The following is a 26,354-nucleotide window of genomic DNA, read 5'->3' on the forward strand; positions in this document are numbered from 1 at the left end:
GCAGCAGCGGGGACGACACCCGGATCGGCAGCAGCGGGAACGGCGCCCAGATCGGCAGCAGCGGGGACGGCGCCCGGATCGGCAGCAGCGGGAACGGCGCCCAGATCGGCAGCAGCGGGGACGGCGCCCGGGTCAAGTGCGAAGGCAATAATGCGGTTGTCGCATCTGCAGGTAGGCGAACTCAGGTCACCTTGGGTGAAAGCGGCTGTGCCTCACTTGTCTGGCACGATGGCAAACGCTCACGCTTCACACCTCTCTATGAAGGCGAGGATGGAATTGAGGCTGGTGTTGCGTACCGGCTGGATGATGCCGGGAAGGTGGTGCGAGCATGACCCACACGATCCCCACCCTAATCGAGGCGCTGGCTCTCGTGATCCTGTTCCACTTGGCGGCCGGTCCGCGGCCGGGGAGTGTTTGAGATGACCCAGAACCCCAAGGATTTCGATGCGATCCGTCCAGGCTGTGTTGTGGTACTGGAAGTCCCGTCCGTGGCAAGACGCGCGCCCTTCACCATTATTCCGTGCGTATCGCCTGACCTGCGCCAGTTCCTTCTGCCGGATGGCAAGCCTTACACCTTCGACCGCAAGGTCTGGGAAGCGTGCGGCGGTCATATCGTGAGCTGGCCTGAGGAGGCTTCTGTTGAGACGGAGCAGATGCGGGAGTCCTTCTGCGGGTATCTATTCCACAACCCGGACACAGGAACGGAATGGAATATTTCACATCCCGTTGAAAGCGGTGAATGCGAAGACGCGACAGATATCCAGCATGCCACTTTTCCGCGTCTTATCTCGCAGATGCAGGAAGCATGGCGAGCGTTGGAGGAGAATGAAGCCGAACGACAGCAGGACATCAAAAGCGCCGAAGCCCGAGGCGCGGCGGAACAGCGCCGGAAGGATGTGGAGGGACAGGAGCCGGCCGGATATGTTCCTGCGGATACACCCAATTTCTTTGCTATATCAGAAGCAAAGCACGCATCGACCGCACTACATCGGAAGCCATTTCCGAACGATGTGCCGGTTTATTATCGCCCCGCCAACGTCGCCGCGCTGGAAGCGGAGTTCGCCGCACTAAAGGAAGCCGAGCAGCTTGCGAGGGCCGATGCTGAGGCGAGTAAGGCGCGGGAAGAAACATTAAAAGCGGAGGTTGCGGACAAGGGGCTAGCCGCAGTTCATCTGCTGGCCGTATTGCATCGTCCTGACTTAACCAAGACCCAAAAGATCGAGGCGGCTAAACGCCAGTTGGATGCTCAATTCATTACGGGCGAATTGCGCGGCGCCCTCACACGCGAGGGAGGGGTGTGATGTGGAAATATCGCATTGGTCCTTGGGCACCTTGGCGTCACACATCAAGCCAATCAGATGCCGATTTTTTTGAGCGGCACGGATATGAAGTCGTCTGGGCTCCATTCGCAGGAGACCCGGCATGAGCGGGCGGACGGATACAGAGCGGCTGGATTGGTTTGACCAGAACTGCGCGCGTGCCCGATCGAGGTGGAATGATTCTACCAAAGGTGTGGAATGGGACGTCCGAGGCGGAAACTGGCGCGCCTCATTCCGCGCCGCGATTGATGCAGCCATGGACGCGGAGGAGAGGGGATGAAGGCGGAAAGTATTCGTCAGGCCCAATCCTTATGCGCGCGACTGCGAGAGCGTAAGGACGGTCTTTGCACAGAAGCCGCAGAGGAAATTGAAGGCACTCTGACTGCGTTCTCATGCTTGGTGGATCAAATAGCCCAGCTTCGAGAGGATCTCAGAGACACGCGTAAGAATCTCGACAGTACACACAGACTACTCGCACGCATTCCATTGGCTGCGAGGTTGGAAGCCGTGCATGGGGAAAGAGTGGAGGAACGGGGATGAGTGAAAGCCCGAAGATTAAGTACGACAACTCTGGGCCTCTGCACTTCATGGTTCAGAAGTCAGGCTGGGTGATGTGTCGGAGAATGGGAGAAATTCCATTCGTCATGACGGTCAAAGAATGGAACGCGCTTTCGAGCGTCCCTCGCGGGGAGGCTGCTAATGCAGGAAACACTTGAGCGCTGGCTCAACAGAGAAGCCGTAGCCAAGCGTCTATGTACTCAGCCCCATCGCCTTCCTCGCTTGGTTGCGGAAGGGCGCTTGCCGCAACCGTCAATGCACCTAGGACCACGAAGCCCGCGATGGGATATCCATGCAATCGACGCCATGATGCTTGAGCAAAGCGGCGTCTCATTTTCTCCATCAACTGAAGATGCGGTAGCCAAAGCCTGTGAAGAAATCGCCACCACATCTCGACGGCTTCAAGATCGTCAGAAAGACGTTGTCCGACGGATCCGTTAAGGAGTACCGCTACCCAAGAGCAACGAAGGAGACCCCAAAAGCACCGTCCGTCGGAACAATTGGCGCGGTGCTGCGCCTTTATTATCAAAGCCCGGAGTGGCGCTCGACAAAATTAAGCTCGCAGCGCAGCCGGATCATTTATTTGAAGGAGTTAGAGCGCATCGAACAGGTTCCCATCCGGGAACTGCGCCGGCGTGTCATTCTCCAGTTCAGGGATGCGATTGCTGCCGGACGCGGAACGGGTGCCGCAAACCAGTTCATACAAGCCAGTAGTGCATTCTTGTCCTGGGCGCTTAATCGGGAGTGGGTGGACGCGAACGCCGCGGCTCGGATCGGGATGCTCCCATATACTCCGCTGCCCGCATGGACGAAGGAAATGGCCAGAGACGCGATCCGCGATCTGCCACCCTATTTGTCGCGAGCGGTTATGCTTGCGCTCTTCACGGGGCAGCGCCGAAGCGATTTATGCGCCATGCGTTGGAGTGACATTCAGAACGGCGCAATCTTTGTCCGGCAGATTAAGACGGGGACCGAACTCTGGGTTCCTATCCATCCCGTTCTCGCGCAAGCAATGACGCAATGGCCGAAGACCTGCGACCATATTCTGACAGGCGTGCGCGGCGGTCCGATGACAATTCATAACATCACTCGCAGCATGAACGACGCCCAGGCGAGAGGAATAATTCCGGCAGGTTTCAATATTCACGGCTTGAGGAAATTAGCCGCAACGCTCTTGGCGGAGTCTGGATGTTCGACGCACGAGATCGCAGCAATAACCGGCCACAAGACGCTCAAGATGGTTGAGCACTACACCCGTTCAGCCGACCAAAAACGCATGGCAGCGGAGGCAATTTCCAGAGCGGAAACCAGTTTTTGGAAACCGGAAGAAACCGCTATGCAACCCATTGAAAACAAACGAACTCCGTTACTGAACCAGTAAAAATAGAAGATGAAGCCTTCGATCCCCGCAGCGCGGGCCATGCTGGCCTGTCGTTCAAGGATTTCCGGTGTGTTTAACGTATAGTGGCCCAGGTCCCGCGGGATCCGGGGTTGGTAATGGTCAGAAAAGCGCGGGATACCTCGGGGCAGGTTGGTCCATTCCGTAAACCCGTCGCCCCACCACGCATCATTCTCCGGAATGGTATGAAATTGTGGAAGGTAATAGGCCAGAACCCGGGCACGCCGAATGGCGCTGCTGGGTAAAGGTCGGGCTTTCTCAAAAAGTGGTCCTGGTTTGCTCCGGCGTTTGATCTCGGCAAAGACCGATATTTCGGTCCCGGGGCTGCTGGGGTGGACGTCTGGACGATCCCGGTTTTCAAGGTAATGCAGTAGTGGATTGCTGTCCGGGGAATGGCGGAGGTGTTTTCGTCTGTAATAAAGCGGATCGAACCCGTCGAAAGGTCGGCGTGCTTCGCGAAATCCCTGAACCATGTAGTGCTCGAGCGCATCCAGGCCAGCTTTGGCAACATCGGGATAAGAGCGCAGGTAAAAATCCGGATCGAACTCGGGGATTGGGCGTAACGGCGTGTTGTGACGGTTCTTGAGGTAATGGGCGAGGGACAGCATCCGCTCCGGGACACGGTAGGTGCGTGCGTACCATACTGGATCAAACCAAGCGATCGGACGGCGGCCTTCACGCTCGCCATGCAGAATATAATGAAGCAGGGGATCGCCAATGACGTCGCGGTTCTGGCTGAGATACCAGTGGGGGTCGAAAAAGGGATTTGGTTTCCGACCCTCGCGCCAGCCGTGCTGGTGATAGTGCTGCAGAACGGCGGTTCCGAAGCTCTTCAGGTCTGGATTGGTCTTCAGGTAATAAAATGCGTCAAAAATGCCGGAATGGCCGAGGATCTGTAGCGGAGAGGCATCAACCGGAAATGGTGATATCCGTGATTCTTCAGCGGGCGAATGTGAGAATGCGTTCGGCATGGGTAACTTTTTTACGGTTTTTTAACTTTATTCAAGTCGTTAATTCATCGTCAATCCAAAAGGGGATTTGATCGCATCGTCAGGCAGTGTCATACCGTGGCGCCCGGGAGGCATGCTGCCTTCAGTCATGGCATCAGAGGCAGGTCAGGGATGGACATCAGCGCGTCACAGAGCATCGCAGATGGTCCGGTCTATACACATCGGACTGTGCGGCTGGATGACGGTCTCGATCTGGAGTGTGGGGTGCATCTGGCGCCGCTGGAGATTGCCTATTGCACGTACGGGACGCTCTCCCCGGCGCGTGACAACGCCATCCTGGTCTGTCATGCCCTGACGGGGGATCAGTATCTGGCGGAGCAGAACCCACTCACTGGAAAGCCGGGATGGTGGGACCGGATGGTGGGCCCCGGTCTGCCGATCGATACGGATCGCTATTTCGTCGTATGCTCCAATGTTCTTGGTGGATGCATGGGGACCACGGGGCCGCGATCGATCTGCGCGCAGACGGGGAAGGCATGGGACAGTGAGTTCCCACCCATTACCATGCACGATATCGTGGCGACCCAGGCAAAACTGATCGATTATCTGGGAATTGACCGTCTTTTTGCAGTCATCGGTGGATCAATGGGTGGGATGCAGGCCCTGACCTGGGCTGCCGACTTCCCGGACCGCGTATTTGCGGCGATGCCAATTGCGACGTCTCCCTTTCATTCGGCCCAGAATATTGCCTTCAATGAAGTCAGCCGGCAGGCCATTTTCGCCGATCCGGACTGGCATGACGGGCATTACAGGGATTTCGATGCCATTCCGGCGCGAGGGCTCGGCGTCGCGCGGATGATGGCGCATATTACCTATTTGTCCGAGGAAGCGCTTAGCCGTAAATTCGGACGGCGGGTCCGGCATGATGCGGCTACAGCGGTGCCAGCGTCCAGCAGTCCATCGCTGTTTGGGGAAATGTTCGAGGTCGAGAGCTACCTGCGGCATCAGGGGTCGACGTTCGTGCGTCGCTTTGATGCCAATTCGTATCTGACAATCACACGGGCGATGGACTATTTCGACCTGGCTGCCGAACATGACGGTGATCTGGCCAACCCGTTCCGGAAATCACAGACCCGTTTCTGCGTGGTGTCCTTCAGCTCGGACTGGCTGTTTCCGACCTCCCAATCCCGTCTGCTGGTGCGTGCTCTGAACCGGGCGGGGGCGAATGTCTCTTTCGTAGAAATCGAAAGTGACCGCGGACATGACGCATTTCTGCTGGATGAGCCTGACTTCGATCGTACCATCCGTGGCTTCATTAACGGTGCTGCAGAACATGCTGCCTTTCTGGCGGGAGAACGCTGATGCGTGTAGATCAGCGCCTGATTGCTGAAATGATTGCGCCGCGTGCCCGCGTTCTTGATGTCGGCAGTGGGGACGGCACCCTGATCGATTATCTGTATCGGACGCGCTCCTGTGATGCCCGGGGGATCGAGATCGATATGCAGAACGTTACCCAGTCCGTCGCACATGGGCTGCCGGTTATGCATGGTGACGCCGATCACGATCTGGCGGATTATCCCGATGACACCTTCGATTATGTGGTGCTGCAGAGAACATTGCAGGCTGTCGAACGGCCGCGTGAGGTCTTGCGCCAGATGCTCCGGATTGGTCGTCATGCCATTGTGTCTTTTCCTAATTTTGGACATTGGCGCCTGAGGCTTCAGCTTCTGACAACAGGGCGGATGCCGATGACGTCCGTGTGGAGCACGCCCTGGTATTCAACGCCCAATATTCATCCATGCACAATCCGGGACTTTCTTCTGCTTTGTGAAGAAGAGGGATATGTCGTCCAGCAATGGCTTGCGATTGACGAAGATGGTGCCCGCGCGCCGTGGCGCCGTTCCATCCGGTTGGCCAACCTTTTTGGCGAGCAGGCCATGTTCCTTCTCAGTCGGGCAGGGCACTAGCTGCTGCAATGTTTTGCAACCTTCGCTCCCGGCTTTGGTTAAAACTGGAGGCCGGATTCTGCTCTGGCAGGATCTGATCGGATAACAGTCAGAGCGGAGTTCCCAATTCATGAGTGAGATTCTTCAGGCCATCGCATCACGGCGCGCAACCAAGCATTTTGATCCGAATTATCAGATTCCAGATGCCGAATTGACGGCGATTCTGGATGCCGCCCGATATGCTCCGACAGCTTTTAATATTCAGAACTATCGCTTTCTGGTCGTGCGGGACGCAGAGCAGCGGCGTCGGATCCGGGCTGCTGCATGGGACCAGCCGCAGGTCGAGGACTGTTCTGCGCTGATTGTTATGTGTGCCGATATCAAGGCCTGGCAGAAAGATCCGTCCCGGTACTGGAAAGATGCTCCAGAATCCGTGCGAGAAGGGTATGTCGGGATGATCCGGTCTTATTATGAAGGCCGTGAGCAGGTGCAGCGCGATGAGGGGTTCCGTTCCTGCGGGTTGGCTGCTTACGCGCTGATGATGGCCGCCGCTGCATACGGCCTTCAGACCTGTCCTATGGATGGCTTCGATTTCGATCAGGCGGGCGAAATCATCAACCTTCCGTCAGATCATGAAATTGTTATGTTCGTCGCGCTCGGGCGTGAGGCATCATCGCCCCGTCAGCGTGGTGGGTTTTTGCCTCTTGATGCAGTGGTTCAGTACGACTGCTTCTCCTGATTGCAAAATCTCAAGAAATACCAATGGCTTTTTGCGACAACGCGTTGCTGTCTCCTTGCAATGGGACAAATGCTGTCCTACATCCCATGTGCACATCAGAGCCAGTTTTCTGGGGTGTGATGACAATTCATGATCCTGCCGGTTCTGTAAAGTCCGGGCCTGTTATGGGCCCGGTTTTATGGGCGGTCACAGCGTGGTGTCGTCTGCAATGAAAGCCTGCGGCCAGTTGGTCGGGCAGGACATATAGCGGCGCGGTTGCCTGAGCATGACCTTGCCGTCTCAAAGGAGAGGTCCATGACCAGTTTTGCCGAACTCAAGCTAGCCGAGCCGATTCAGAAAGCTCTTGCAGAAGAAGGCTACACCACGCCGACGCCGATTCAGGCAGGTGCCATTCCCTATCTGCTTGAAGGCCGTGACCTTCTAGGGCTTGCGCAGACCGGAACTGGTAAGACTGCGGCATTCGCGCTGCCGATTCTGAACCATATCTTTTCAAACCGTCGGCCTGCACCTCCAAAGGGTGTCCGCGCTCTGGTCCTTGCTCCGACACGCGAACTGGCTTCCCAGATCGGTGAGAGCTTTGCGGCCTACGCACGGCACATGAAATTCTCCTATGCCGTCGTGTTCGGTGGCGTAGGGCAGGGACGGCAGATCGAAGCGACGAGACGTGGCGTGGACGTTCTTGTTGCAGCGCCCGGACGTCTGCTTGATCTGATCGGGCAGAAATATATCGATCTCTCTACTCTGGAAATCCTTGTCCTCGACGAGGCTGACCGGATGCTCGATATGGGCTTCGTGCGCGATATTCAGCGTATCATGGCTCTGCTTCCTAAGCAGCGTCAGACTCTTCTGTTTTCTGCGACCATGCCGCCGTCCATCAGTGATCTGGCTCATTCGCTCCTGAAGGATCCGGCGACGGTTCAGGTCACGCCTGAGTCGAGCACGGTTGATCGCATTAATCAGGCTGTCATGTTCGTTGATTCGGGTAGCAAGAAAGATGCGGCTCTCATGCTGCTGGAAAGCCCTAGCGTTGCCCGCGCCGTGGTTTTCACGCTGATGAAGCATGAAGCCAACAAGGTCGCCGAATTCCTGAACAAGAACGGAATCCGGGCTGAAGCCATTCACGGCAACAAGTCCCAGGGTGCTCGCGAACGAGCCATGTCTGGTTTCCGCAGCGGCGCCATCAAGGCGCTGGTCGCTACTGACATTGCTGCGCGCGGTATTGACGTGGACGAGGTCAGCCACGTCTTCAACTACGATCTGCCGAATGTGCCGGAATCCTACGTTCATCGTATTGGCCGTACGGCGCGTGCAGGGCGTGAGGGCTGCGCAGTATCGCTGTGTGATGCTGAACAGCGCGCATGGCTCAAGGATATTGAAAAGAAGATCGGCAAGCCCATTCCTGTCGTGACGGATCATCCGTTCCATTCCGAAGAAGCGCGTCTGTCCACGCAGCGTCCGCCGGTCCTTGGCGGCGGTCGTGGCGGCGGCGGGGGCGGTGGTGGCCGTCGTCGCTCCGGGCCGCCCTCGGGTGGTCGTCCGGGTGGAAGCCGTGGTGGCGCTCCCGGTCGCGGCGGCCCCCGCTCAGGTTCGCGCTGATCTGTTTTTGGTCGGATGATTACAAAAAAGCCCGCTTCTGCACTTGCAGAGGTGGGCTTTTTTATTGCGTTCCAACAGAGATGCGCAAAATGCCCATGCTGCGAAAGCTTATTGATTCGGCGTTTTTTAGAAATTCTGGCGGAGAGGGTGTCTTCCTAAAATGTCAACTAAAGCATTGAAAAACATTATAATTTATATGGGTGTTACTATACCATACCACATAAAGTACCCACCTTTAATGCATCACAAGATGTGATGCTCCATGCCCGCTGTCGCCCTCGAGTCATACATGTAATTGGCTTTGACGATTGCCTGAAAGCAGACGTTGCCAAGCGAACTGCGATAGACAGATTTTGAGATTTAGCGCTCGATCGGCTCTGGAGAAGCATCAGCAGGATAGCAGACATTTCTTTTCCAGAGATGTTATCGTACCGGATGGCGTGAGCTCATCTCAAGGTAAACCTTGCGCGTACGTCACACCGCGTGCAATTCTGTTGCCCCTTGCTAGATCTAACCTCGGTAGTGCATTTCCGAGGATTAAGAGGCGACAGTGAACAGCATAAGATTTTTTTTGGCGCAAGTGATCGAAGTAAATGAAAAATGAGACCGTTGTCCAAAAAATCTGGAACTTATGCCATATCCTTCGCGGAGACGGAATCAGCTATCATCAATATGTATCTGAACTCACCTATCTTCTCTTTCTGAAAATTGCTGAAGAAAACGGCGTTGAACGGCTGCTTCCACCAAATTATCGCTGGACCGATCTCGTCCGCCATCCGAAGGAAGGGCTACTCGGCTTCTATCAGGAAATGCTGACCCATCTAGGCACCGCCGCCAAAAGCGACGTTATTCGTGCAATTTATGCCTTTCCGACTACGGTATTTTCGCATTCCGAGAATCTCTACGCAGTCGTCGATGGTATTGCGAAGATTGCCTGGCAAGATGTCAGCGGCGATCGGTTCGGTGAGATCTATGAGGGATTAATCGAGAAGAGCTCGCAAGATGTCCGGTCGGGGGCTGGTCAATATTTCACGCCGCGCGCACTGGTGAATTCCTTGGTTCGAGTTTCTAAACCCGATCTCGGAGAACTAATCCAAGATCCGGCTGTCGGCAGCGGCGGCTTTCTGATCACCGCTGATCGCTATTTGCGGTCCCGTCACTCTGCGAAGGCATATCGTGACAAGCCTCCTATATATCAGGGCGTCGAGATCGAGAAAAATACCCGTAGAATCTGTCTAATGAACATGTTTTTGAACGGGCTCAATGCGGAGATTGTGCATGGTGATGCGCTGACCGAAGACGGACATGGATTGGCCGCAGCTAGTCTTGTTTTGGCCAATCCGCCTTTCGGCAGCAAAGCGGGCAGCCGCCGAGCACTGCGCGCAGAGATTACTTATCGCAATACCAACAAGCAGCTAGCGTTTCTGCAGCACATCTATCTGACGCTGTGCGACGGCGGCCGCGCAGCAGTTGTGCTTCCCGATAACGTGTTGTTCGAGGACGGAGTTGGTCGCTCTGTGCGCCAGGATTTGATGGCGACGTGCCGGCTACACACTATCTTGAGGCTTCCGAAGGGCATTTTTTCTGGCGCGGGCGTCAAGACTAATGTGCTCTTCTTCGCAAAAAAAGCGGGTCTCGCTACTGACGATGTCTGGTTTTATGATCTGCGCAGTAACATGCCTACGTTCAACAAGACTCACCCACTGCTCGATAAGCATTTTGATGACTTCGAACGGGTTTACGGTAACGATCCCATGGGTACATCACCTCGCGAGGAGGAGGGCGATGACGGCCGATGGCGCAAGCTCTCGCGCGCGCAAATTGCTGAGCGTAACGACAATTTGAACTGGCTGTGGATGCGCGATGAAAGTGACGACTCGGACGACGTTAAGCAGGATCCAGGTGATATCCTCGTCGCAATCATTGGCCATCTACGCGCAGCTCTGGGCGAACTGGACGCGCTTAATACCGAGATCGAAGGCGAAGGCGAAAATCTTGAAGTGAATCTTGACTAATGAGCATTGCTCCCATGTCAAAGCTACATGTCCCGGCTGAAGGCCGTTCCGATTATGGTGTCAGCCACACTAGAACAAGACGGATGCTAAACGCGTGCTTGCAAGCAAGACGCACAGAAAGATGAGCGGGCTTCCGGCTGGTTGGATTCGTGTGAAGCTCGGCAACATAGGTATTCTCTATGCTGGGCAGTCTCCAAGCGCTAATACCGTGAACGAAGAGGGACGCGGCATCCCCTATATTACCGGCCCAGAACAGTGGGACGGACGCACGTTTTACAAGCCGAAGTGGACAACCGATCCGCGCAGGATAGTGCCAGATGGGTGCATATTTATTACCGTCAAAGGTGGCGGCGTCGGCAAGGTCTTCCCAGGTATAAAAGCAGCGATCGGACGTGACATCCATGCCTATCAGCCCAGTGTTGAGCTCGATTTTCAGTTCATGTTGCGAACCATCGCTTACCGCGCGAGTGAGATTATTGAGCACGCGCAGGGTGACATTCCGGGCCTCTCTAAACATCACATCGAAGATCATCTGGCGGCAATTCCGCCTGTGGCCGAGCAGCGCCGGATTGTTGCACGTCTCGAAGATTTGAGCGCGCGCATTGATCTGTCGCGCAATGAACTGCGCAGTGTCGCCCCGCTAGTCGATCAATATCGCATAAATCTTCTTCGGTGCGCATTTCGCGGCGAGCTTACTGCTGATTTTCGCGCAGAGCGTGATCTCGAGCCAGTTACCGACCTGTTGGCGCGTGTCGAAGCACCCAAACAAGCTCAGGGAGGACGGAAGCCGACGAATGAGATCATTGCCGGGAGGGGGGGGATATCCGTCAACAGCCCCGGCACCGTGCTCGCCCCGGGGTGGGGGTGGGTGCCTCTACTGCGCGTGGCGCGCCAGGAGACTGGACATACGCCAAGCAGGTCCCATCCTGAATGGTGGAACGGCGAGGTGCCGTGGATTGGGATCCCCGACGCCAATCTGCATCATGGCACCGTTATCCAGAGGACGATTCAGACCATCAACGAGGCAGGTCTTGCCAATTCTGCTGCACGCCTACTCCCGGCGGGCACGGTCGTGCTGTCGCGTACGGCCTCGGTTGGCTATGTCGCGATCATGGGGCGTGAAATGGCGACTAGCCAGGATTTCGTCACTTGGTCGTGCAGCAAGGCTCTTGATCCGAGGTACCTTATGTACGCCCTGCTGTCGGAGGGCGACGATATCCGCGATTTTGGTCGCGGTACAACCCACACGACGATCTATTTTCCTGAGATCAGGGCGTTCAACATTAAGCTCGCACCGCTCGATGAACAGCGGGAGATCGTCCGGCGTATCGAGAACGCACTTGCCAAAGTTGATCGCCTTACAACTGATGTCGAGCAGGCGTTGCGGCTAATCGACCGGGCAGAACAGCGGCTTTTGGTAAAGGCTTTTTCGGGGCAACTGGTCCAACACGATCCCGCTGATGAGCCTGCTCACCAACTGCTCGAACGCATCCAAAAAATGCCGGTCGTCCCTCTCGCCGTGCTGCCGAAACCTTCGAAAGCAAAGACATTGAAGACCGATCCAAAGCAAGCAGTATTGGCCGACAGCATTGAGTGGCCCGAAAAGGGGCTGCCATTCGAGGCGATCGCTCGGCGTGTGGTTCTGCCCTACAACGCTGTGCGGGATGCACTCTTCGAGCTGCTAGGTGGCACATCTCCCAGCCTTGAGCAGATTTTCGACAAGCAGGAAGGCCGCATGCTGCTTAGGAGAGCCGCACAATGAGATTGCGGCTGCTCACGATAGAGCGATCCGGAACGGGAGGCGGCCTTTATGACGGTACGCAGATATGGTTCGGCCGCGGTGGTGACGGCAAGGCGAACGAGGCCCTTGCGCCTCTGTGTATGATCGGCCCCAACGGGTCGGGAAAGTCTCAATTCCTCCAGTTGATAGCCGAGATTTTTCAGGCGGCGTGGCATGCGCACGCACCTGGCGAAGAGCGGCGCAGCGCGAACGACGCAGTCCTCTTCGAGTTGGAATATATGGTGAGGCTAGTCGGGACAGATTGCTATGAAACTGTGCGATTAATGCGCGGCAGGAAGGGCAAGAAGTCAGGGCCGATCGAGCTTGTCCGTGCCAATGGTGAAATCGTCAAGCCGGGAGAACCTGTCTTTGGACAGTTTCTCCCGCCATTGATCATCGGTTACACCTCTGGTGACAATGAGACGCTAAGCCTACCCTTTCTCGCCAGCAGGAGCGGTTATGCGCGGGATGTCGCTGAGGCAGCGCGCGGCACAGATGCGAAGACGGTACCTGATAACCGCTTGATGCTCATTGATTATGGCACCAATCTGGAGGTACTTTTCTCTAATCTCATGCTGGGGTCGGACTTTGTCCAGGCAGAACTGTTGCGTCACGCGGGCCTAGACGATCTTGCGTCATGTCGCTGCATAGTGCGGCTTGCGCACTCCGTTGTCCGTAACGGTGCAAAGGGGAAGCATATATCCCCACGCAAAGGCATCCAGCTCACCGATGAGCTTGAGACCGTCATCGGTAATCTCCAGCGTGCCGCAACATGCTGGCACATAGATGAGAAAACCGAGACCTACACTTTCGATTTCTTGATCACCCAGGCAACACGCGACGCGTTCAGACATTTTTGGGCCGATGCCTTCTCGCTCTATCGTTCGCTGCACAAGCTAGCACTTCTCAATGATCTTGCTATCCCGCGCCCGGCGCGCAAGCGGTTTGACAAGGCAGTAAAAGAGCGACGCTTCGCCTCCCGGCTGCCCGAACCGCAGCAGGAAGATATGGTATTCAGCTTCGAAGAGGTCCGCTTTTGGCCAGCGGGCAAGGCATCGGATCCGGTTGACTATGTGTCACTGTCAGACGGCGAACATCAGCAGGCGTTGATTCTTGGTATCTACGCGATGGTCGCCGACGCTAATGCGATCTTTCTGCTCGATGAGCCTGAATCACACTTCAACCCGAGATGGCGCGTCGAGTTTGTTCAGCAGCTTCTTAAAATGGTAGGCGAGAGAGAGAACCAAGAATTTTTACTGACGACCCATGCCCCGTTCGTGCCGTCGGACATGCCGAGAGATCAGGTGATGATTTTCTCGAAGGATGCCGAAAGTGGCAAGTTCGCCGTAAACGATCCGAAAATTGAGACGTTTGGCACTACTTTTGATCGCATCCTCGAAAGCTGCTTTGGCATCCGCCCTCCCCATTCGCATATAGCTGAAAGAGAAATTGAGAGCCTTCTCAAATCGAATGATTTGAGAACAGTCGAAGAGGGATTCAAAGATCTCGGCCCGTCAATCGGGAAAGCGCTTCTTGCTGATCATTTGCGAAAGCTGAAAAATCAGGCCTAGTGATGTTGTTCTCGTATCCGATTGGAGCCTTAAACCAGAACTGGCTGAATAAGGTTGTTGTCGACATGGTGCTTGCTGGTATGAACGCGATTGACGCGCGACACCGCCCCTTGTCATGGCCCGAGTGTTTGCCACTTGAGCGACGCGAGCTGCTTGCGCAGCGTACCGGCCTACGCTCAAAGCGCTCGAACTTTTTACGCGAATATCGCAAGCTGACTACTGCCGAACGATCGGAGGTGCGGACGGCCATTCTTCGGCAGACTGCGCTGCCGAACGTATTTAGCGACAATGCTCCGTGCCCGACGCTCGCTTCGCTTCCGCCCTCGATCCACGCGTCTGTGAGCGACCTCGCGACCTATCTTTTCGGGCAGCTGTCGAGTCTTAAGCAGGACGGCGGCTTTTTGCGCGATAATCAATATGGTGTTATCTATAGGAGTAATATTAGACATTGTCCGTTCTGCGGACTCAATTACTTCCGCGCGCCCGAAGCGCCGCGGCATGCACTCGATCATTTGATGCCTGTTTCTATCTATCCGTTTGCTGCCGCGGATCTGCGCAATCTGCCGCCCGCCTGCCACGAGTGCAATTCTACCTTCAAGCGTGATATCGACATATTGACCAGCAATGATGGGCTGCGCCGCCGCTGTTCGGATCCCTATGCCGGACCAACCTATAGTATCAGCTTGGCAGGCAGCCAATTTTTCAAGGGCAATACGGTTGGCGGCTATGTCCTGCCGCGCTGGGATATAGTCATGGTTGGCTGCGATTCTGACCAAGCTGAGACATGGGATGCGGTCTATCAAATCAAGGTGCGCTACGCGCGTGATGTGCTTGATGCCGATTTCCTTGGTTGGATTAAGCATTATGGCGGTTGGTTCCTGTGCGAAAAAGGATCCGGCCACACCCCTGATGCGGTTGCGGCTGAGATACCCCGCTATATCCAAGGCGTCATTCAAGATGGTTATGCGGATCGCGCCTTCCTCAAAGCAGAAGCCTTCAAGCTGCTCAATCAAGCTTGCTTGGACCCGCATATCGGTGAAGACGTTCGCCAATGGTTGTGGTGCTTCGTCGAATACGCGCAATGATGATGTGTATAGTTAGAGAGTTTTGGTCATGGACGCCAAGCCTCGGAGCTAAGGGGCAGCTATTCGAATAGCTGCCGGTCTGCTCCTCTTGTGTGAAAATAGGCGGCTGAATGACTAGGGTTGATTGGTTGCTAGCTGCCATAAACGTGAGCGCTACGAATGACAGCTATCGATCAATTCTCATCGATAGCCGACTGGCGGCTCTTCCTCATAACGGAAAAATCATTTACTTTTCGAGTTGCCGCACAAGCTCAAGTAATGCGTTGTTCAAAGCCACCTGGTCTGCCCAGCAATGGAATTTTCGATGACAATTAGGGCAGAGTGCGGCAACCGAGGCAGGGTGAAGCGGCCCGCCATCACTCAGTTTGTGAATATGATGCGCTGCGACAATTTTCACCAGATCCCCTCGCATGAGCCAGAAAGTAATCTCGTATTGCTTTGCTTCGTGCTCTGACGTTTGCCAATGCAACACGCGTGCTTGCCGAGTTAGGGGCAAGAGCCGCATGAGGACGATGATAGGATCGATTGAGTTCAAACGGCCAAAGCATGGCTCAATTGGTTATATAAGATTGCAGCGGGCACAATGGCGTGCCTCACAGAGCGAGACTGGCGTGCTGGACCTTTTCTCGTGATTTGTGCTGTCCCGCCTGCATATCGGCTCCGTGTTCCTTAAGCGCGCGAGCCGCCATTCCTGCACGCTCCTGGAGCCCAATTTGCATCTTCGAGCGGTCATCCGTGTAGAGCGCGCTCTCCAAGCTCAATGTCTCAATCCGGTTGCCTTGGAGTTTGACGCGGGCAAGGCTTCGGTCTGGGTCGATTGCGATCACGTCCCCAAGCTGCCCATTCACACGCTTCGCCGCTTTGTCGTTCCGGGTAAACTGAACGCGATCCCCCACGCGGAGCTCTAAAGCTTCCTCGCGATAGACCTGGGCCTGCGCTGCTCCCCATTGCCTGGGATGCCAGGAGAGCTCTCGTCCGCGCTCATCTTGAAGCGTAATCACATTTCTCGCCTCGTCCGCCTGAATGACCCGATAGGCACCATGCCGAGAGATGCCCTTATCCACGTAATCCTTCGCAAAGCGCACAATATCGCCGAGCTCATAACTCTCCGCCCGCTTGGCCTCCGCTTTTGTGAGGTCCTTGGAGACAAACTTCGTCGCCTTGAGAGCCTCAGCGCCAAGCTGTCCACGTTCAATGAGCTTGTTTCGAATGTCCTGGGTCAGAGCATCTCGTCCTTCGCGTGATGGCTCAATGACCAGAGTTTTCTGCCGTTCTTCTGCGTTGAGAGCCGCATAGTCCTCGGCAATCTGCGCGAAACGCGCTTCACGACTAGCAATCTCCACCACACGGCCGCCGCCGCGATCCAGGGCCTCCAAGGCCTTCTTGGCGTTCCCCTCCAAACTTGCCTCTACGGCTGCCTTTGTATGCTCATTGGTCTGACGTAAGATTGTCGTCAGCTTGGCCGTTTCCATGCCCGCCTCCTGAAGTTGTTCAAACGCCGCCCCAGCCTCAATAGAGCCAAGCTGTTTGATATCCCCCACCAAGAGCACCCGTGCCCGATGGCTCTGCGCTGTGCTCAAGAGCTTCGCCATGTCTTTGGCTGAAACAAGCGACGCCTCATCGACAATCCAGAGCTGAAGCTGGGAGCGGGGACGCCCTGGTGCCAGAAGATGCCGCGCCAAGGTATCGGCTCGACTGTCGAGAGCGTCTCCCAACACCTGCGCGGCTGAGGCGGTCGGGGCCAGGGCCGTAACGCGATAGCCTTGCACTTCCGCGCTTTTCGCCACTGTTGTCAGAACGGTTGAGGTCTTGGCCGTGCCCGCGTAGCCTTGGAGTCCAACGATCTGATTGCTGCTTGTGAGGATCTGAGCAGTCGCGGTACGCTGCTCCTCATTCCAGGCGTGCCTTTTGAGGGCTGAGCGCTGCTCAGCCTGAGCCACGGCTTTGCCCACCTCAAGAGGTGAGAGGATGGGCGCGGCTTGGTGCCGTCCGTCCTCTTCGAGCCGTAAGAGTGTCCTCTCGTGTGCGATATTGGTTGCGGTCGTCATGCCCTCAAAGGCGGCACCCCTATAATCGCGATAGGTCCGTCTCTCTAGCTCGCCAGCCGTCTCAGCCCGTATGATCGCCTCAGCAATCTCGGCCTGGCTGACCGTGCCGAGCCCAAAACGTCCTGCCGCCTCATGCAGCGCTGTCGTGGCAAAGACAGAATTGCGCTCGCCCAGCATCGCCGCCCCTTGAGCAACAGCCTGATCCGCCAAGAGCTCCCGGCCAAACGTGTTAGGGCTCTCTTGAGCGACTTGCGCCGCCAGGCGTCCCTGAGCCTCCGTCACAAGCTGGCGGCGCTTTTCCTCTGTCAGTCCCGCAGCCTCGGCGCCCTCACGCCAGGTTTTCACCAGGTCTGCCTGCGACACCGCCTCTTTGGCCAATCGTGTTTCTAGCGCGACAGTCTGTTTCTCTGCTGCACTGGCTTGGCCACGAGATTTCCCACGCTTTGCCAGTTGCGCCTCAATCGCCTGAGCTCTCTGACTGAACCTCTCCAAGCTTTCAGGAGAGAAACCGGCAATCTCAAAGCTGGAGTCTTTGCTTTTGGTGATCCCGTAGCCCAGCTCTGTCACCTCATGCGCCAATTCCTGGCGGTAGAGCGCGCCAAGCTGCTTTTGAAGTTGGTAAAAGGCCCGTGGCTCCAAACTCCGCCACTGGCCGTCTTGATCCTGCGTCATGTTCAAAATGACGTTGTGGCTGTGGAGCTGCGGATCGAGCGCGCGGCTGGTCCCGTGTCGGAAGCTTGCAATTACAAGGTTCTGCGTCACTTCACGGCGGACTTCTCCTTCTTCCCGGATGCGGGTCGCCGCCAGATGCTGCTCGGCCAGCGCCATTGTGCGACGGACCGCCGCGTCATGAGCTTTGATCAGGCGGCGATCGCCTGCCACCATGGCCATGACCGAGACAGATTTGGGGGCACTCAAGGTCACATCCCATCCCGGACGATGGACCCACTCCCCATCTTGATAGGCCCCTAATCGCTGATCCTTGTTGATCTGTCCGTGGAGGAGACGCGTAAACGTCTCAGAATCAACCGCACCGGAGAGACCGAGCTCTGCCGCGCCTTTCCCCTGCCAGACAGACGGCGCGTTGCCATCCTCAGAATAATAATCGTCGGCCTCATAATAGGCGCTGGCTTGGGCTGCATTTCTCAGCCCAGAAATGGTCGCCACCATCAGACAGGCCCCCGATCAAGAGCAGGTTTTGATGGAGAAGCCGCTGTCGGTTTTTGCGCTTTCTCAGGTTGGGTTTTCTCCATGGTGGCCACATCACGCGCCGCGCTCTGCCGGTCTTTCTGTCCCCAAAGTGTTTTGGCGGGGTCGATGGCAATAAATGCGGCCGCCCTCGCAGGACCTCGGGCCGCAATATGGTCTGTGCTCAAAGTGATCTGCGCCACCGGCAAGCCATCCGGGAGAAGCAGATAGCCGCGTCCTGGTGGCAGGCGGAACTGGCTCTCCATCACAGCGGGTCGGACTTCCCGTCGAGAGCTCACGGTGATCTGCGGCTTGCGGGCCTTGGTGTCCATCACGCCCGAGACCGTCTGGATCTCCACCTCGACCTTGCCAATCGTGGCAGAGGCACGCTCTCGGCTGTCTGTATCTGAGAGTTGAAGAAACAGCTTCGTGTTGCAGTTGCCCAAAATGGCCTGGGCATCTTGCTCGCCGTAACGGCTGCGCATCTGACCGATGGTCTGAAAGGTCAGAATGACCGCAGCCCCAAACTGTCGCCCTTGGGGGAGCAGACGCGTCATATTGTCAACGCGCGGAAGATCGGGGAACTCGTCGAGCACAAACCACAGGCGCCGCGTGTTTGAGGGCGGCAAGGCGAGCGTTGCTGAGGCCGCGCATTCGAGCCAAAGCGCCATGAGCGGTTTGACGGCTTCGAAGTAGTCTTCCTTGCGCGGCACAAAGACCCACGGAGCGCGTGTTCCACCTTTGTACTTGTCCAGGCCGCCGAAGAACGCAGCAAAGGAGAAGCCTTTGGTGCCAGGTTCTGGCGCGGCCCGCAGGAACATCAGCAGATTGACGGCCTTGGCGAGCATGAAAAGTACGCTGGCTGTGGCGCGTTCTGCATCTTCGGCAAAGGTCCGCGCTGAGGGGGTATGCGCCAGCCAGCGACCTAGCTCCTCACTTGTCATATATTGGAGCGCCTCGATTAGCGCGGTCGGTGTTCCGCGTTGTTCTTCCCAAAGCTGGCGCAAGATATTGGCGACCAGGATGCGCGCCGTCTCTAACCAGACGTCTCGATCCCGATCTCCGGTCTCGTTAATCAGGTAGCGCGCAAGACGCGCTGCATCCGCCGGATGCTGGATTTCGTCGAAGAGGTTCCAATAAACCCCGCGGGCATCAAAGGGGCTGAGGATGATGTCGCCCCGCACAGGGTTATAATACTGAGCGACGAAACTGCCGGAGATGTCATAGACGATCGCAGGCTCGCCACGGGCTTCAATGCCATCGAGCATCTGACGCATGGCTGTGGTCTTGCCGGAGCCTGTCGAGCCATCCAGCTCAAAATGGCGGGTTTCAAAGCCACGCGGGATCGGCACTGATCCGATGAAGAGCGGCGCAGGGTCGTTGGGATTACCTGTGGCCTGAGCCAGGACGTCTGCCGAGACCAGTTGTGTTCCACTGATATAGCGATCCGCCAACTCAGCCGCCGCTTTGCGTTGGCGGCTGGACGCCGTCAGCACAATCGCAATGGTAGCCAGACCCCCTCCAAGAACAGCGCCTCCAAGGGAAACGAAGAGAGTTCTTAGGGCTCGTTGCCGTGCGAAAGGCGATGCGCGCAGATCAGAGGCTGTCAAAGAATAAGACTGCCCCGTCCAGACAACGCTCAAGAGCGGGTCCTCTCCAGAGAGCATGGAGACCGGACGCATCATCTCCGCGAGCAGATATTGAGCGGTCATATGGAGTGTGTCTGTATCGATTATGAGCCAGACAATCATCCCAGCGCCGAGCAGTGCACTGGGGAGAACCCACAACAGAGCACGCAGAACGCGTGCCCGTCGTTCGGCATGTCTTAGAGCAAGGAGGGCGCTCGCATGGGCCCGCTGATCCAGGTCATTGCTCATGATGCCGCTCCTGCAAGAGAGAGCTGGCGCTGGAAGGCTGCCGCAATATCCTCTGTGAGATGCCTTTCATCTGGGCGCGCTGAAGCTGATCCCGCTCTGGCGTAAACATAGGCGGCACAGGAGACGTAAAGGGCACGCTCTGCGAGACGTTCAACCTGAACCAAGCGTGCACTCATGCTGCCCAGCTCCTGAGCCATCTCCTTGAGAAGCGGTTCCGTGTCATGTGCTTCGCAAAGTGTCTTCAGGCCCGTGCGGACACAGAGCTGCAAGAGAGCATAAGGCGTCGTCTCGCGGGTCGTTGCATGGTGACGCAGTGCTTTATCAAGGGCCAATGGTAGGCGCAGAGTGTGCTGAACAGTGCTCATGGCTGCACCTGCCCACGTAGGCGATGCGCACTCTCAGAAAACCTTGATAGTCTCCCACTTCCGAGAGGTGCTGACGCTGTGTATGCGGATCGCACTCGCAAAAACTGGCGGTCAAAAGCCATTGCTTCGTGAGTGAGGTGTGTTCTTCTCTCTGTGGCTCGATGCAAGGCATCGAGCGTCAAACAGTCGAGAGCGATTGTTCGATGATGTATCATGGGCGCTCGCTCTCCGTCGAGTGAGAGCGCGCGTCGCGCGCCTGAAAAACCGAGGCATCACCCGGGGGACGCGGGTGGTACGTCTTCATCCAGGTTTCGATTGCGTGGTCTATGGATTCCTGGATGGCTTGCTGAAGGGTGTAGGTCTCCAGGCCGTTTAGGTCTGTGACAACGTCTTGGGAGCAGACCCATCCACAAAGCGGGCGCTCCTCTCCGTAGTAAGTCCACTGGCGCGGACCGTAGATCCGGCACTCGCTCGTGGCTCCTTTATAGACGTTGAGTGGCGGGTGCGGCATCCACGGCCAATGGGCGATGCTTTGGCGATAGGTTTGTCCCGCAGCATCGTCTTGCAGCAGCCTGTTCAAGAAAGGCCGGATCTCATCGAGAATGAGAAGATGCGTGGGTTGGGGGAGATCGATCGTGATCTCATGATTATGAGAGCCTCGAAGCCACCACGTAATTTTCCGGAAAAAAGACATGCGAAACCGTTCACGTACCGAGCCGGCACGAAATTAAAATGTTCAACTTTTAAGAAAATGGCCCGAAGGCGTGTTTAAGCTGCTGGCTCGGACGAGCTCACTCTCTCCAGCTGGACCGGAAGAGCCTGGAGCCATTGCTCGATGTCCGCTGCGCGCCAGCGGACGCGGCCGCTGCCAATGAGTACAGGCGGCGGCGCCAGTCCGCGACGGACAAGACGATAGATGGACGAGCGGCTACGATAACCGCTCAGCCGCATAACCTCCTCCATCGTCAAAAGCAGAGTGGGCACAGGGTGTTTCATGATGGCGTTTCCTCGCTCGTTGAGAACGATTCCACCTAAACGGGGCCTTTGAAAAACTACGAGGCTTTTCGTTTTTTCAACTCAAAAAATTGCGCAGAGAAAGAAAAAATTTATATAAAACAATATGTTATATTTATTGTCTTTGAGCTTGCAAACGTAATGTATCTCGGACAGCTCGAACACGATCATAAGACACACCTTTTTTTCCGAACCCTAGAATCTGCGTCATAACCAAAGTGAAGTTTGGATTTTTCTGGTCGCGCGGCCAGATATCGTCGATTTTTTTTGGAGACATTTGTTTTTCGATCTCTTCAGTAGCTGTTGTCACAAGAACTTGAACCATCTCCCGATGCCCTTGGTTTTCGACGTATTCTGTGCGCGTCAAGGCCGCCATGACGCCTATTTTCCCGATTGCGGCTTTTGTTCCTGTCCATTTCAGGTAATCAAAGAGTTTTTCGCAGAAAATTTCTCGAAACTCAGGATGAATATCATGCCGCCAATGCTCGTGACGTTGCACGGGTAAGGCAGCAGCTGAGGGAGATCCCGCAGTAGAATTTTGAGGCATATCACCGCTTAGATCCGGACTTTCACTCAGAGCGGCTGGCTCAAATGGAACATAGAGCGGCCCTTTTCCAAGAGAGCGGTACCCTTTAATCGCGCAAAATCCCCAATCGCTTTTCCGGGACGAGAGAAGCAACGGAAGCAGTCTGCTGCTAAAAGCCTCTCCTGTAAGGGGGGGGCTCTAGTGTCACGCCTCTTTTACCAAAGATGGCCCGTAGAGCACTTTGGTTCGTACGGGGCTTCATCCACTGAGGATAAACCCGAATTTGCTCAGTTTTTAATAAATCGAAGAAAACCGTCAGGCGCTTAGGAATTTCAAAATTGTATATTCTTCTTGAAAGGAAGGAATTGGAGAAACTCAAATGCCATTGGATATAGAAATTCAATAAAAAATAAGGAATTGAATATATCGACATGCAGAACATATAAATTAAAATAGTAAAATATAAACTTCGTGATGTTGTATCTAAATTATAAATAATAAAAACAGACGGAATTGCTGTAATGAACAAGGAAAAATAGATAACATAATAAAATCTTTTTCGAAAAAGATTGGCGATTAGATCAAATTCTTCCAATATTTTCTGAAAATTATCTGGGTCTATAAATTTCGCGGCACAGACTCTCAACAATTCGACATTAACAATATCTAAATTTCTACTATTTTTCACAAAAAGATCCCCAAGAATTCATCATAATGCGCCCTTTTTCCAATAGGTTACCACGCCGATACGCAGCCTCGACTTTATTGCCAATGGCATGAGCCAAAGCCATTTCGGCAATATCGCCGTCAAATGTCGTCTCTTCAGCAACCCCGTCTCGAAACGATGATCGAAAGCCATGCGGGACAGCGTCAATCTGGGCGTCTCGGCAGATCTTGGTCAGGGTCATATCGGACAGAGGCTTGGCGGCCCTCTGTCCTGGAAAAACTAGCGGGCTGCGGGCCTCACGGAACCGAGCCGCTTTTTGAAAAATAGAGAGTGCTTGTGGAGAAAGGGGGATCACATGCTCCCGTCCGGCCTTCATGCGCTCCGCAGGGATGGTCCAGAGCGCATTCTCAAAATCAATTTCGTCCCAAGTCGCTCCACGGATCTCGCCAGAGCGTGCGGCTGTTAAGATCAGCGCTGAGAGTGCGAGGCGGCCTATCGACTCCCCTGACTGAAGGAAGGCAAAAAATTTTGGGACTTCCGCGTAAGGTAGCGCCGCATGATGAACGGGCTTCGTTTTGACCTTAGGGAGGGATTTATCCATAGCCGCCAAAGGCAAAGGGAGCGCGCGGTATCCTTTTCCGATTGCCCAATCGACGACGCTACCAATCCGCTGACGGACCCGCCGAGCTGTTTCTGGTTTCTCCAACCATATAGGGGCAACGACGTCACGCGCATGATGACCGTCTAGCTCGCCAATTGAGAGGTCACCAATGATGGGGAACGCGTAACGCTCCAACGTTGAGAGCCATTGCGCGCGATGCTTCTGATTTTTCCAAGTCGTCTTGTTTTCGGCAAAGACTTGGAGGACGGCTTCGCGAAATGTGGGAATGCCAGCCTCTTTGCGGCGCTCCAAGACGGGGTCAATTCCGACCTCGACCTGCATTCGGGTTTTGACTGCCCGCTCTCGTGCAAGTGCTAAGGGCACCTTTTTGACGCTGCCTAACCCGATATCGCGTCGCTTACCGTTTTTCTGGACGCGGCAGACCCACGACTTACTTCCAGATGGGGTCACCACGAGATACAGCCCGTCGCCATCTCCGTAGCGTCCAGGCTCCTTGGCAGCCTTTACGGCCGTGGCTGATAGCCTTCCCATTTATTCCCACACTCCATACCACGCGAGGTGTGGGATACAATGCGATTTGATGAGTCGGCATGCAACAAGAAAATAGCAGATACCCGCAGAGTTCTGCGAATTATGCGACGCTATAAAACTTGATTGTAAGGGTAAGTGGCGGAGAGGGTGGGATTCGAACCCACGATACGCTTTCACGTATGGCGGTTTTCAAGACCGCTGCCTTAAACCACTCGGCCACCTCTCCATCCGGCAGTCTTCATTTCTGAAAGATTCTGTTCGGATCGGGATGCTTCATGCGACGGGAGGCATCGTCCGTCAAGTCGCTGTGTTACATATATTCTGCAGCCTTACTCTTTGAAACGGAGGAGGGGGAGGTCAGCAACATTGAAGCATGCCATCTAGGAATGCATGGAGGCGCTGTGTGCGTCTCCGGCTGCCATAACCTTCAAGGATATGACGTCCATGACGATTTTTCGTCCTGTCGCTTTTCTTCCTGTCATTGCTGCCCTCGGTCTGGCAGCGGCTCCTCTTACGGCTTCGGCTGAAGGGCATCATGCTCCCGGTGGAGGGCAACATCCGCCGGGAGGCCCGCATGGCGGTCCTGGTCATATGATGCCTCCTATTCCGCCAGGCATTACGTTGACGGCTGCCCAGCAGGCAAAGCTCAAAACCATTTTCGAAAAGGCCCATCAGGATGAGCATGCGCTGCGTCTTGAAGGACATGTCATTGAAGGCAAAATCCATGATGCCCTTGATGCAGTCGGCGATCTGGACCGTGCCACGCTTGCGGATCTCGGCAAGCAGGAAGACTCGATCAAGGCTAAGGTCTCGGCTCTTCATCTGGAGACTATGGAGCAGCTCCATGATCTGCTGACACCTGCACAGCGTCAGCAGGCCAAAGAGACGATGGACAAGATCAAGGCGCTTCATGAGCAGATGAAAGCTCTTATGGGGCCGCCCCCGGAGGGTGAACCGGACGATATGCCCTGAAAGCTGCGGCCTCTGCGTCTATCGCTTGACGCTTCGGCGCCAAGGGGATAGACCGTTCCTGTTTCCGGACACGCCACCTCGCGAAGACTCGCGCAGTGGCGTTTTTCTGTTTGCTTTTAAGGTGACCCGTTGTTCGATCAACTCTCAGGCAAGATGTCCGGTGTCCTCGAAGGCCTTTCCAGAAATGGAAAGCTCTCGGAGGCTGATGTCACCGAGGCCATGCGTGAAGTACGTCTCGCCATGCTGGAGGCAGACGTTGCTCTGCCTGTGGTGCGGGACTTCGTCAACAAGGTCCGTGAGCGATCTGTGGGCCATGAGGTGCTGGAAAGCGTCTCTCCCGGTCAGGCCGTTGCAAAAATCGTCAATGATGCGCTGATCGACGCGCTTGGTGGGGCAGGGGCTGTTCCGCTGAATCTGTCCGCCAATCCGCCGGTTCCGGTGCTGATGGTGGGCCTTCAGGGCTCTGGCAAGACAACAACGTCAGGCAAGATTGCCCTGCGGCTGTCTGGTCGCGAGAGCAAGAAAGTCCTGCTGGCCAGTCTCGACGTCCAGCGTCCTGCCGCGCAGCTCCAGCTCCAGCAGCTGGCTGAGCGCGTTAACGCCAAGACAGGTCGCGTTCAGGCTCTGCCGATTATCGCCGGGCAGTCTCCCGTCCAGATCGCGAAACGTGCCCTCGAGACGGGGCGTCTTGAAGGCTATGACGTCGTTATTCTCGATACGGCGGGGCGTCTGTCGATCGATGAAGCCCTGATGGATGAAGTGCGGGAAATCCGCGCGCTCACCAAACCGGCTGAGACGCTGCTGGTCGTTGACGCGATGACCGGTCAGGACGCCGTCAACACGGCCAAGGCCTTCAACGAGGCTGTTGGCATTACCGGCGTTGTCATGAGCCGTATGGATGGCGATGCCCGTGGCGGCGCGGCCCTGTCCATGAAGGCCATCACAGGCGCGCCGATCAAGCTGACCGGCTCGGGTGAGAACCTTGAAGCGCTTGAAGAATTCCATCCCGAACGTGTTGCCGGCCGTATTCTTGGTCTGGGTGACGTTGCCGGGCTGGTGGAACGTGCCGCCGAAACCCTCGATCACGAGGAAGGTGAGCGCGTCGCCAAGAAGATGCTCGCGGGCAAGTTCGATCTGGATGACTACGTCTCCCAGATCGACCAGATCAACCGCATGGGCTCGATTTCCGGTATTCTCGGCATGATGCCGGGGATGGGAAAGATCAAGGATATGCTGGGTGACAAGGAGCTCGATACGTCGATCTTCAAGCGTCACAAGGCCATCATTTCCTCGATGACAAAGCAGGAGCGCAAGACGCCGGACATCATCAAGGCGTCCCGCAAAAAGCGCATCGCGGCAGGCTCGGGAACCACGGTTCCGGAGATCAACCGTCTGCTCAAACAGTTCAACGACATGTCCACCATGATGAAACGCATCAGCAAGATGGGCCTTGGTGGCCTGATGCGCGGCATGGGTGGTGCAGGAGGTCTGGCGGATCTGATGAAGGGCATGGGTGGCCCCGGGGGTAAACCCGGCGGACGCCCGCCTTTCGCCTGATCCGTCCCGTTTTTACAAGTCTGTCTCTC

General features: G+C 55.8%; 21 protein-coding genes, 1 tRNA gene and 1 pseudogene. 14 read left to right on the forward strand and 9 right to left on the reverse strand.

The window, feature by feature from the left end:
* From JK202_RS01715 to JK202_RS01730, 4 genes are all read left to right on the forward strand, one after another.
* On the forward strand, positions 1 to 332 hold a 332-nt coding region (locus tag JK202_RS01715), incomplete at its 5' end, for a hypothetical protein (RefSeq protein WP_211557465.1).
* Positions 333 to 419: 87 nt separating this feature from the next.
* Positions 420 to 1,301: a hypothetical protein gene (locus JK202_RS01720; RefSeq protein WP_211557470.1), complete on the forward strand. Its 882-nt coding sequence runs from the start codon at positions 420 to 422 to the stop codon at positions 1,299 to 1,301.
* A 121-nt stretch (positions 1,302 to 1,422) separates the two neighbouring features.
* The gene (locus JK202_RS01725) at positions 1,423 to 1,599 is read left to right on the forward strand and encodes a hypothetical protein (protein ID WP_211557471.1); all 177 of its coding nucleotides are present in this window, start codon (positions 1,423 to 1,425) and stop codon (positions 1,597 to 1,599) included.
* A gap of 648 nt (positions 1,600 to 2,247) precedes the next feature.
* Positions 2,248 to 3,258, forward strand: coding sequence for a tyrosine-type recombinase/integrase (locus JK202_RS01730; protein ID WP_211557472.1), 1,011 nt, complete (start codon positions 2,248 to 2,250; stop codon positions 3,256 to 3,258).
* Positions 3,259 to 3,284: 26 nt separating this feature from the next.
* On the opposite strand, the pseudogene JK202_RS16475 reads toward JK202_RS01730, so the two are convergent.
* Positions 3,285 to 4,247, reverse strand: a pseudogene (locus tag JK202_RS16475) (glycoside hydrolase family 99-like domain-containing protein); the annotation flags it as partial.
* Between the two features lie 150 nt (positions 4,248 to 4,397).
* On the opposite strand from JK202_RS16475, the gene JK202_RS01740 reads away from it, so the two are divergent.
* The 8 genes from JK202_RS01740 to JK202_RS01775 all read left to right on the forward strand — a co-directional run bounded on the left by JK202_RS01740 (position 4,398) and on the right by JK202_RS01775 (position 14,958).
* Complete coding sequence (locus JK202_RS01740) at positions 4,398 to 5,588, forward strand: homoserine O-acetyltransferase (RefSeq protein ID WP_211557473.1); 1,191 nt, start codon at positions 4,398 to 4,400, stop codon at positions 5,586 to 5,588.
* Positions 5,588 to 6,193 (forward strand): methionine biosynthesis protein MetW, encoded by a 606-nt coding sequence (metW, locus tag JK202_RS01745; RefSeq protein ID WP_211557475.1) that lies wholly within the window; start codon positions 5,588 to 5,590, stop codon positions 6,191 to 6,193. The genes JK202_RS01740 and metW overlap by 1 nt, the downstream gene beginning before the upstream one ends.
* A gap of 109 nt (positions 6,194 to 6,302) precedes the next feature.
* Positions 6,303 to 6,911, forward strand: coding sequence for a nitroreductase family protein (locus JK202_RS01750; RefSeq protein WP_211557476.1), 609 nt, complete (start codon positions 6,303 to 6,305; stop codon positions 6,909 to 6,911).
* A 294-nt stretch (positions 6,912 to 7,205) separates the two neighbouring features.
* On the forward strand, positions 7,206 to 8,507 hold the full coding sequence (locus tag JK202_RS01755) for a DEAD/DEAH box helicase (RefSeq protein ID WP_211557477.1): 1,302 nt from the start codon (positions 7,206 to 7,208) through the stop codon (positions 8,505 to 8,507).
* Positions 8,508 to 9,100: 593 nt separating this feature from the next.
* A complete protein-coding gene (locus tag JK202_RS01760) occupies positions 9,101 to 10,522 on the forward strand; it encodes an N-6 DNA methylase (RefSeq protein WP_211557479.1) in 1,422 nt (473 codons plus the stop codon).
* Between the two features lie 94 nt (positions 10,523 to 10,616).
* Positions 10,617 to 12,284, forward strand: a complete 1,668-nt coding sequence (locus tag JK202_RS01765) for a restriction endonuclease subunit S (protein ID WP_211557480.1) — start codon at positions 10,617 to 10,619, stop codon at positions 12,282 to 12,284.
* Positions 12,281 to 13,873 carry a restriction system-associated AAA family ATPase gene (locus JK202_RS01770; RefSeq protein ID WP_211557481.1) on the forward strand — a complete coding sequence of 531 codons (1,593 nt, stop codon included), beginning with the start codon at positions 12,281 to 12,283 and terminating at the stop codon, positions 13,871 to 13,873. Before JK202_RS01765 ends, JK202_RS01770 begins: the two co-directional genes overlap by 4 nt.
* A 2-nt stretch (positions 13,874 to 13,875) precedes the next feature.
* Complete coding sequence (locus tag JK202_RS01775; protein WP_211557482.1) at positions 13,876 to 14,958, forward strand: hypothetical protein; 1,083 nt, start codon at positions 13,876 to 13,878, stop codon at positions 14,956 to 14,958.
* A gap of 226 nt (positions 14,959 to 15,184) precedes the next feature.
* Here the strand turns inward: JK202_RS01775 and JK202_RS16555 are convergent, their stop codons facing one another.
* From JK202_RS16555 to JK202_RS01815, 8 genes are all read right to left on the reverse strand, one after another.
* Positions 15,185 to 15,463 carry an HNH endonuclease gene (locus JK202_RS16555; RefSeq protein WP_408872132.1) on the reverse strand — a complete coding sequence of 93 codons (279 nt, stop codon included), beginning with the start codon at positions 15,461 to 15,463 and terminating at the stop codon, positions 15,185 to 15,187.
* An 88-nt stretch (positions 15,464 to 15,551) separates the two neighbouring features.
* The gene (gene mobF, locus JK202_RS01785; protein WP_211557484.1) at positions 15,552 to 18,176 is read right to left on the reverse strand and encodes a MobF family relaxase; all 2,625 of its coding nucleotides are present in this window, start codon (positions 18,174 to 18,176) and stop codon (positions 15,552 to 15,554) included.
* Positions 18,176 to 20,071 carry a type IV secretion system DNA-binding domain-containing protein gene (locus tag JK202_RS01790; protein ID WP_211557487.1) on the reverse strand — a complete coding sequence of 632 codons (1,896 nt, stop codon included), beginning with the start codon at positions 20,069 to 20,071 and terminating at the stop codon, positions 18,176 to 18,178. Before JK202_RS01790 ends, mobF begins: the two co-directional genes overlap by 1 nt.
* Complete coding sequence (locus tag JK202_RS01795) at positions 20,068 to 20,436, reverse strand: hypothetical protein (protein ID WP_249199550.1); 369 nt, start codon at positions 20,434 to 20,436, stop codon at positions 20,068 to 20,070. Before JK202_RS01795 ends, JK202_RS01790 begins: the two co-directional genes overlap by 4 nt.
* Positions 20,437 to 21,204: 768 nt before the next feature.
* Positions 21,205 to 21,432, reverse strand: coding sequence for an AlpA family transcriptional regulator (locus tag JK202_RS01800; protein ID WP_211557489.1), 228 nt, complete (start codon positions 21,430 to 21,432; stop codon positions 21,205 to 21,207).
* Positions 21,433 to 21,565: 133 nt separating this feature from the next.
* Positions 21,566 to 22,129, reverse strand: coding sequence for a hypothetical protein (locus JK202_RS01805; protein ID WP_211557491.1), 564 nt, complete (start codon positions 22,127 to 22,129; stop codon positions 21,566 to 21,568).
* A gap of 524 nt (positions 22,130 to 22,653) precedes the next feature.
* Positions 22,654 to 23,796, reverse strand: a complete 1,143-nt coding sequence (locus JK202_RS01810; RefSeq protein WP_211557493.1) for a phage integrase central domain-containing protein — start codon at positions 23,794 to 23,796, stop codon at positions 22,654 to 22,656.
* Positions 23,797 to 23,932: 136 nt separating this feature from the next.
* Positions 23,933 to 24,022, reverse strand: a tRNA-Ser gene (locus tag JK202_RS01815).
* Between the two features lie 218 nt (positions 24,023 to 24,240).
* Here JK202_RS01815 and JK202_RS01820 point away from each other — a divergent pair.
* Positions 24,241 to 24,768, forward strand: coding sequence for a Spy/CpxP family protein refolding chaperone (locus JK202_RS01820; RefSeq protein ID WP_249199552.1), 528 nt, complete (start codon positions 24,241 to 24,243; stop codon positions 24,766 to 24,768).
* A 129-nt stretch (positions 24,769 to 24,897) separates the two neighbouring features.
* A complete protein-coding gene (ffh, locus tag JK202_RS01825) occupies positions 24,898 to 26,325 on the forward strand; it encodes a signal recognition particle protein (RefSeq protein ID WP_211557495.1) in 1,428 nt (475 codons plus the stop codon).
* The last annotated feature ends 29 nt before the right edge of the window (positions 26,326 to 26,354 follow it).

It is taken from the genome of Gluconobacter sp. Dm-62 (genome assembly GCF_018256155.1).
In the GTDB taxonomy this organism is placed as follows: Bacteria; Pseudomonadota; Alphaproteobacteria; order Acetobacterales; family Acetobacteraceae; genus Gluconobacter.

Excerpts from the sequence above, each read along its gene's own strand:
- JK202_RS01720 (WP_211557470.1), top strand. The coding sequence starts at position 420 with ATGACCCAGAACCCCAAGGATTTCGATGCGATCCGTCCAGGCTGTGTT.
- JK202_RS01725 (WP_211557471.1), top strand. The coding sequence starts at position 1,423 with ATGAGCGGGCGGACGGATACAGAGCGGCTGGATTGGTTTGACCAGAAC.
- JK202_RS01740 (WP_211557473.1), top strand. The coding sequence starts at position 4,398 with ATGGACATCAGCGCGTCACAGAGCATCGCAGATGGTCCGGTCTATACA.
- metW (WP_211557475.1), top strand. The coding sequence starts at position 5,588 with ATGCGTGTAGATCAGCGCCTGATTGCTGAAATGATTGCGCCGCGTGCC.
- JK202_RS01750 (WP_211557476.1), top strand. The coding sequence starts at position 6,303 with ATGAGTGAGATTCTTCAGGCCATCGCATCACGGCGCGCAACCAAGCAT.
- JK202_RS01755 (WP_211557477.1), top strand. The coding sequence starts at position 7,206 with ATGACCAGTTTTGCCGAACTCAAGCTAGCCGAGCCGATTCAGAAAGCT.
- JK202_RS01760 (WP_211557479.1), top strand. The coding sequence starts at position 9,101 with ATGAAAAATGAGACCGTTGTCCAAAAAATCTGGAACTTATGCCATATC.
- JK202_RS01770 (WP_211557481.1), top strand. The coding sequence starts at position 12,281 with ATGAGATTGCGGCTGCTCACGATAGAGCGATCCGGAACGGGAGGCGGC.
- JK202_RS01775 (WP_211557482.1), top strand. The coding sequence starts at position 13,876 with ATGTTGTTCTCGTATCCGATTGGAGCCTTAAACCAGAACTGGCTGAAT.
- JK202_RS16555 (WP_408872132.1), bottom strand. The coding sequence starts at position 15,463 with ATGCGGCTCTTGCCCCTAACTCGGCAAGCACGCGTGTTGCATTGGCAA.
- mobF (WP_211557484.1), bottom strand. The coding sequence starts at position 18,176 with ATGGTGGCGACCATTTCTGGGCTGAGAAATGCAGCCCAAGCCAGCGCC.
- JK202_RS01790 (WP_211557487.1), bottom strand. The coding sequence starts at position 20,071 with ATGAGCAATGACCTGGATCAGCGGGCCCATGCGAGCGCCCTCCTTGCT.
- JK202_RS01795 (WP_249199550.1), bottom strand. The coding sequence starts at position 20,436 with ATGAGCACTGTTCAGCACACTCTGCGCCTACCATTGGCCCTTGATAAA.
- JK202_RS01800 (WP_211557489.1), bottom strand. The coding sequence starts at position 21,432 with ATGAAACACCCTGTGCCCACTCTGCTTTTGACGATGGAGGAGGTTATG.
- JK202_RS01810 (WP_211557493.1), bottom strand. The coding sequence starts at position 23,796 with ATGGGAAGGCTATCAGCCACGGCCGTAAAGGCTGCCAAGGAGCCTGGA.
- JK202_RS01820 (WP_249199552.1), top strand. The coding sequence starts at position 24,241 with ATGACGATTTTTCGTCCTGTCGCTTTTCTTCCTGTCATTGCTGCCCTC.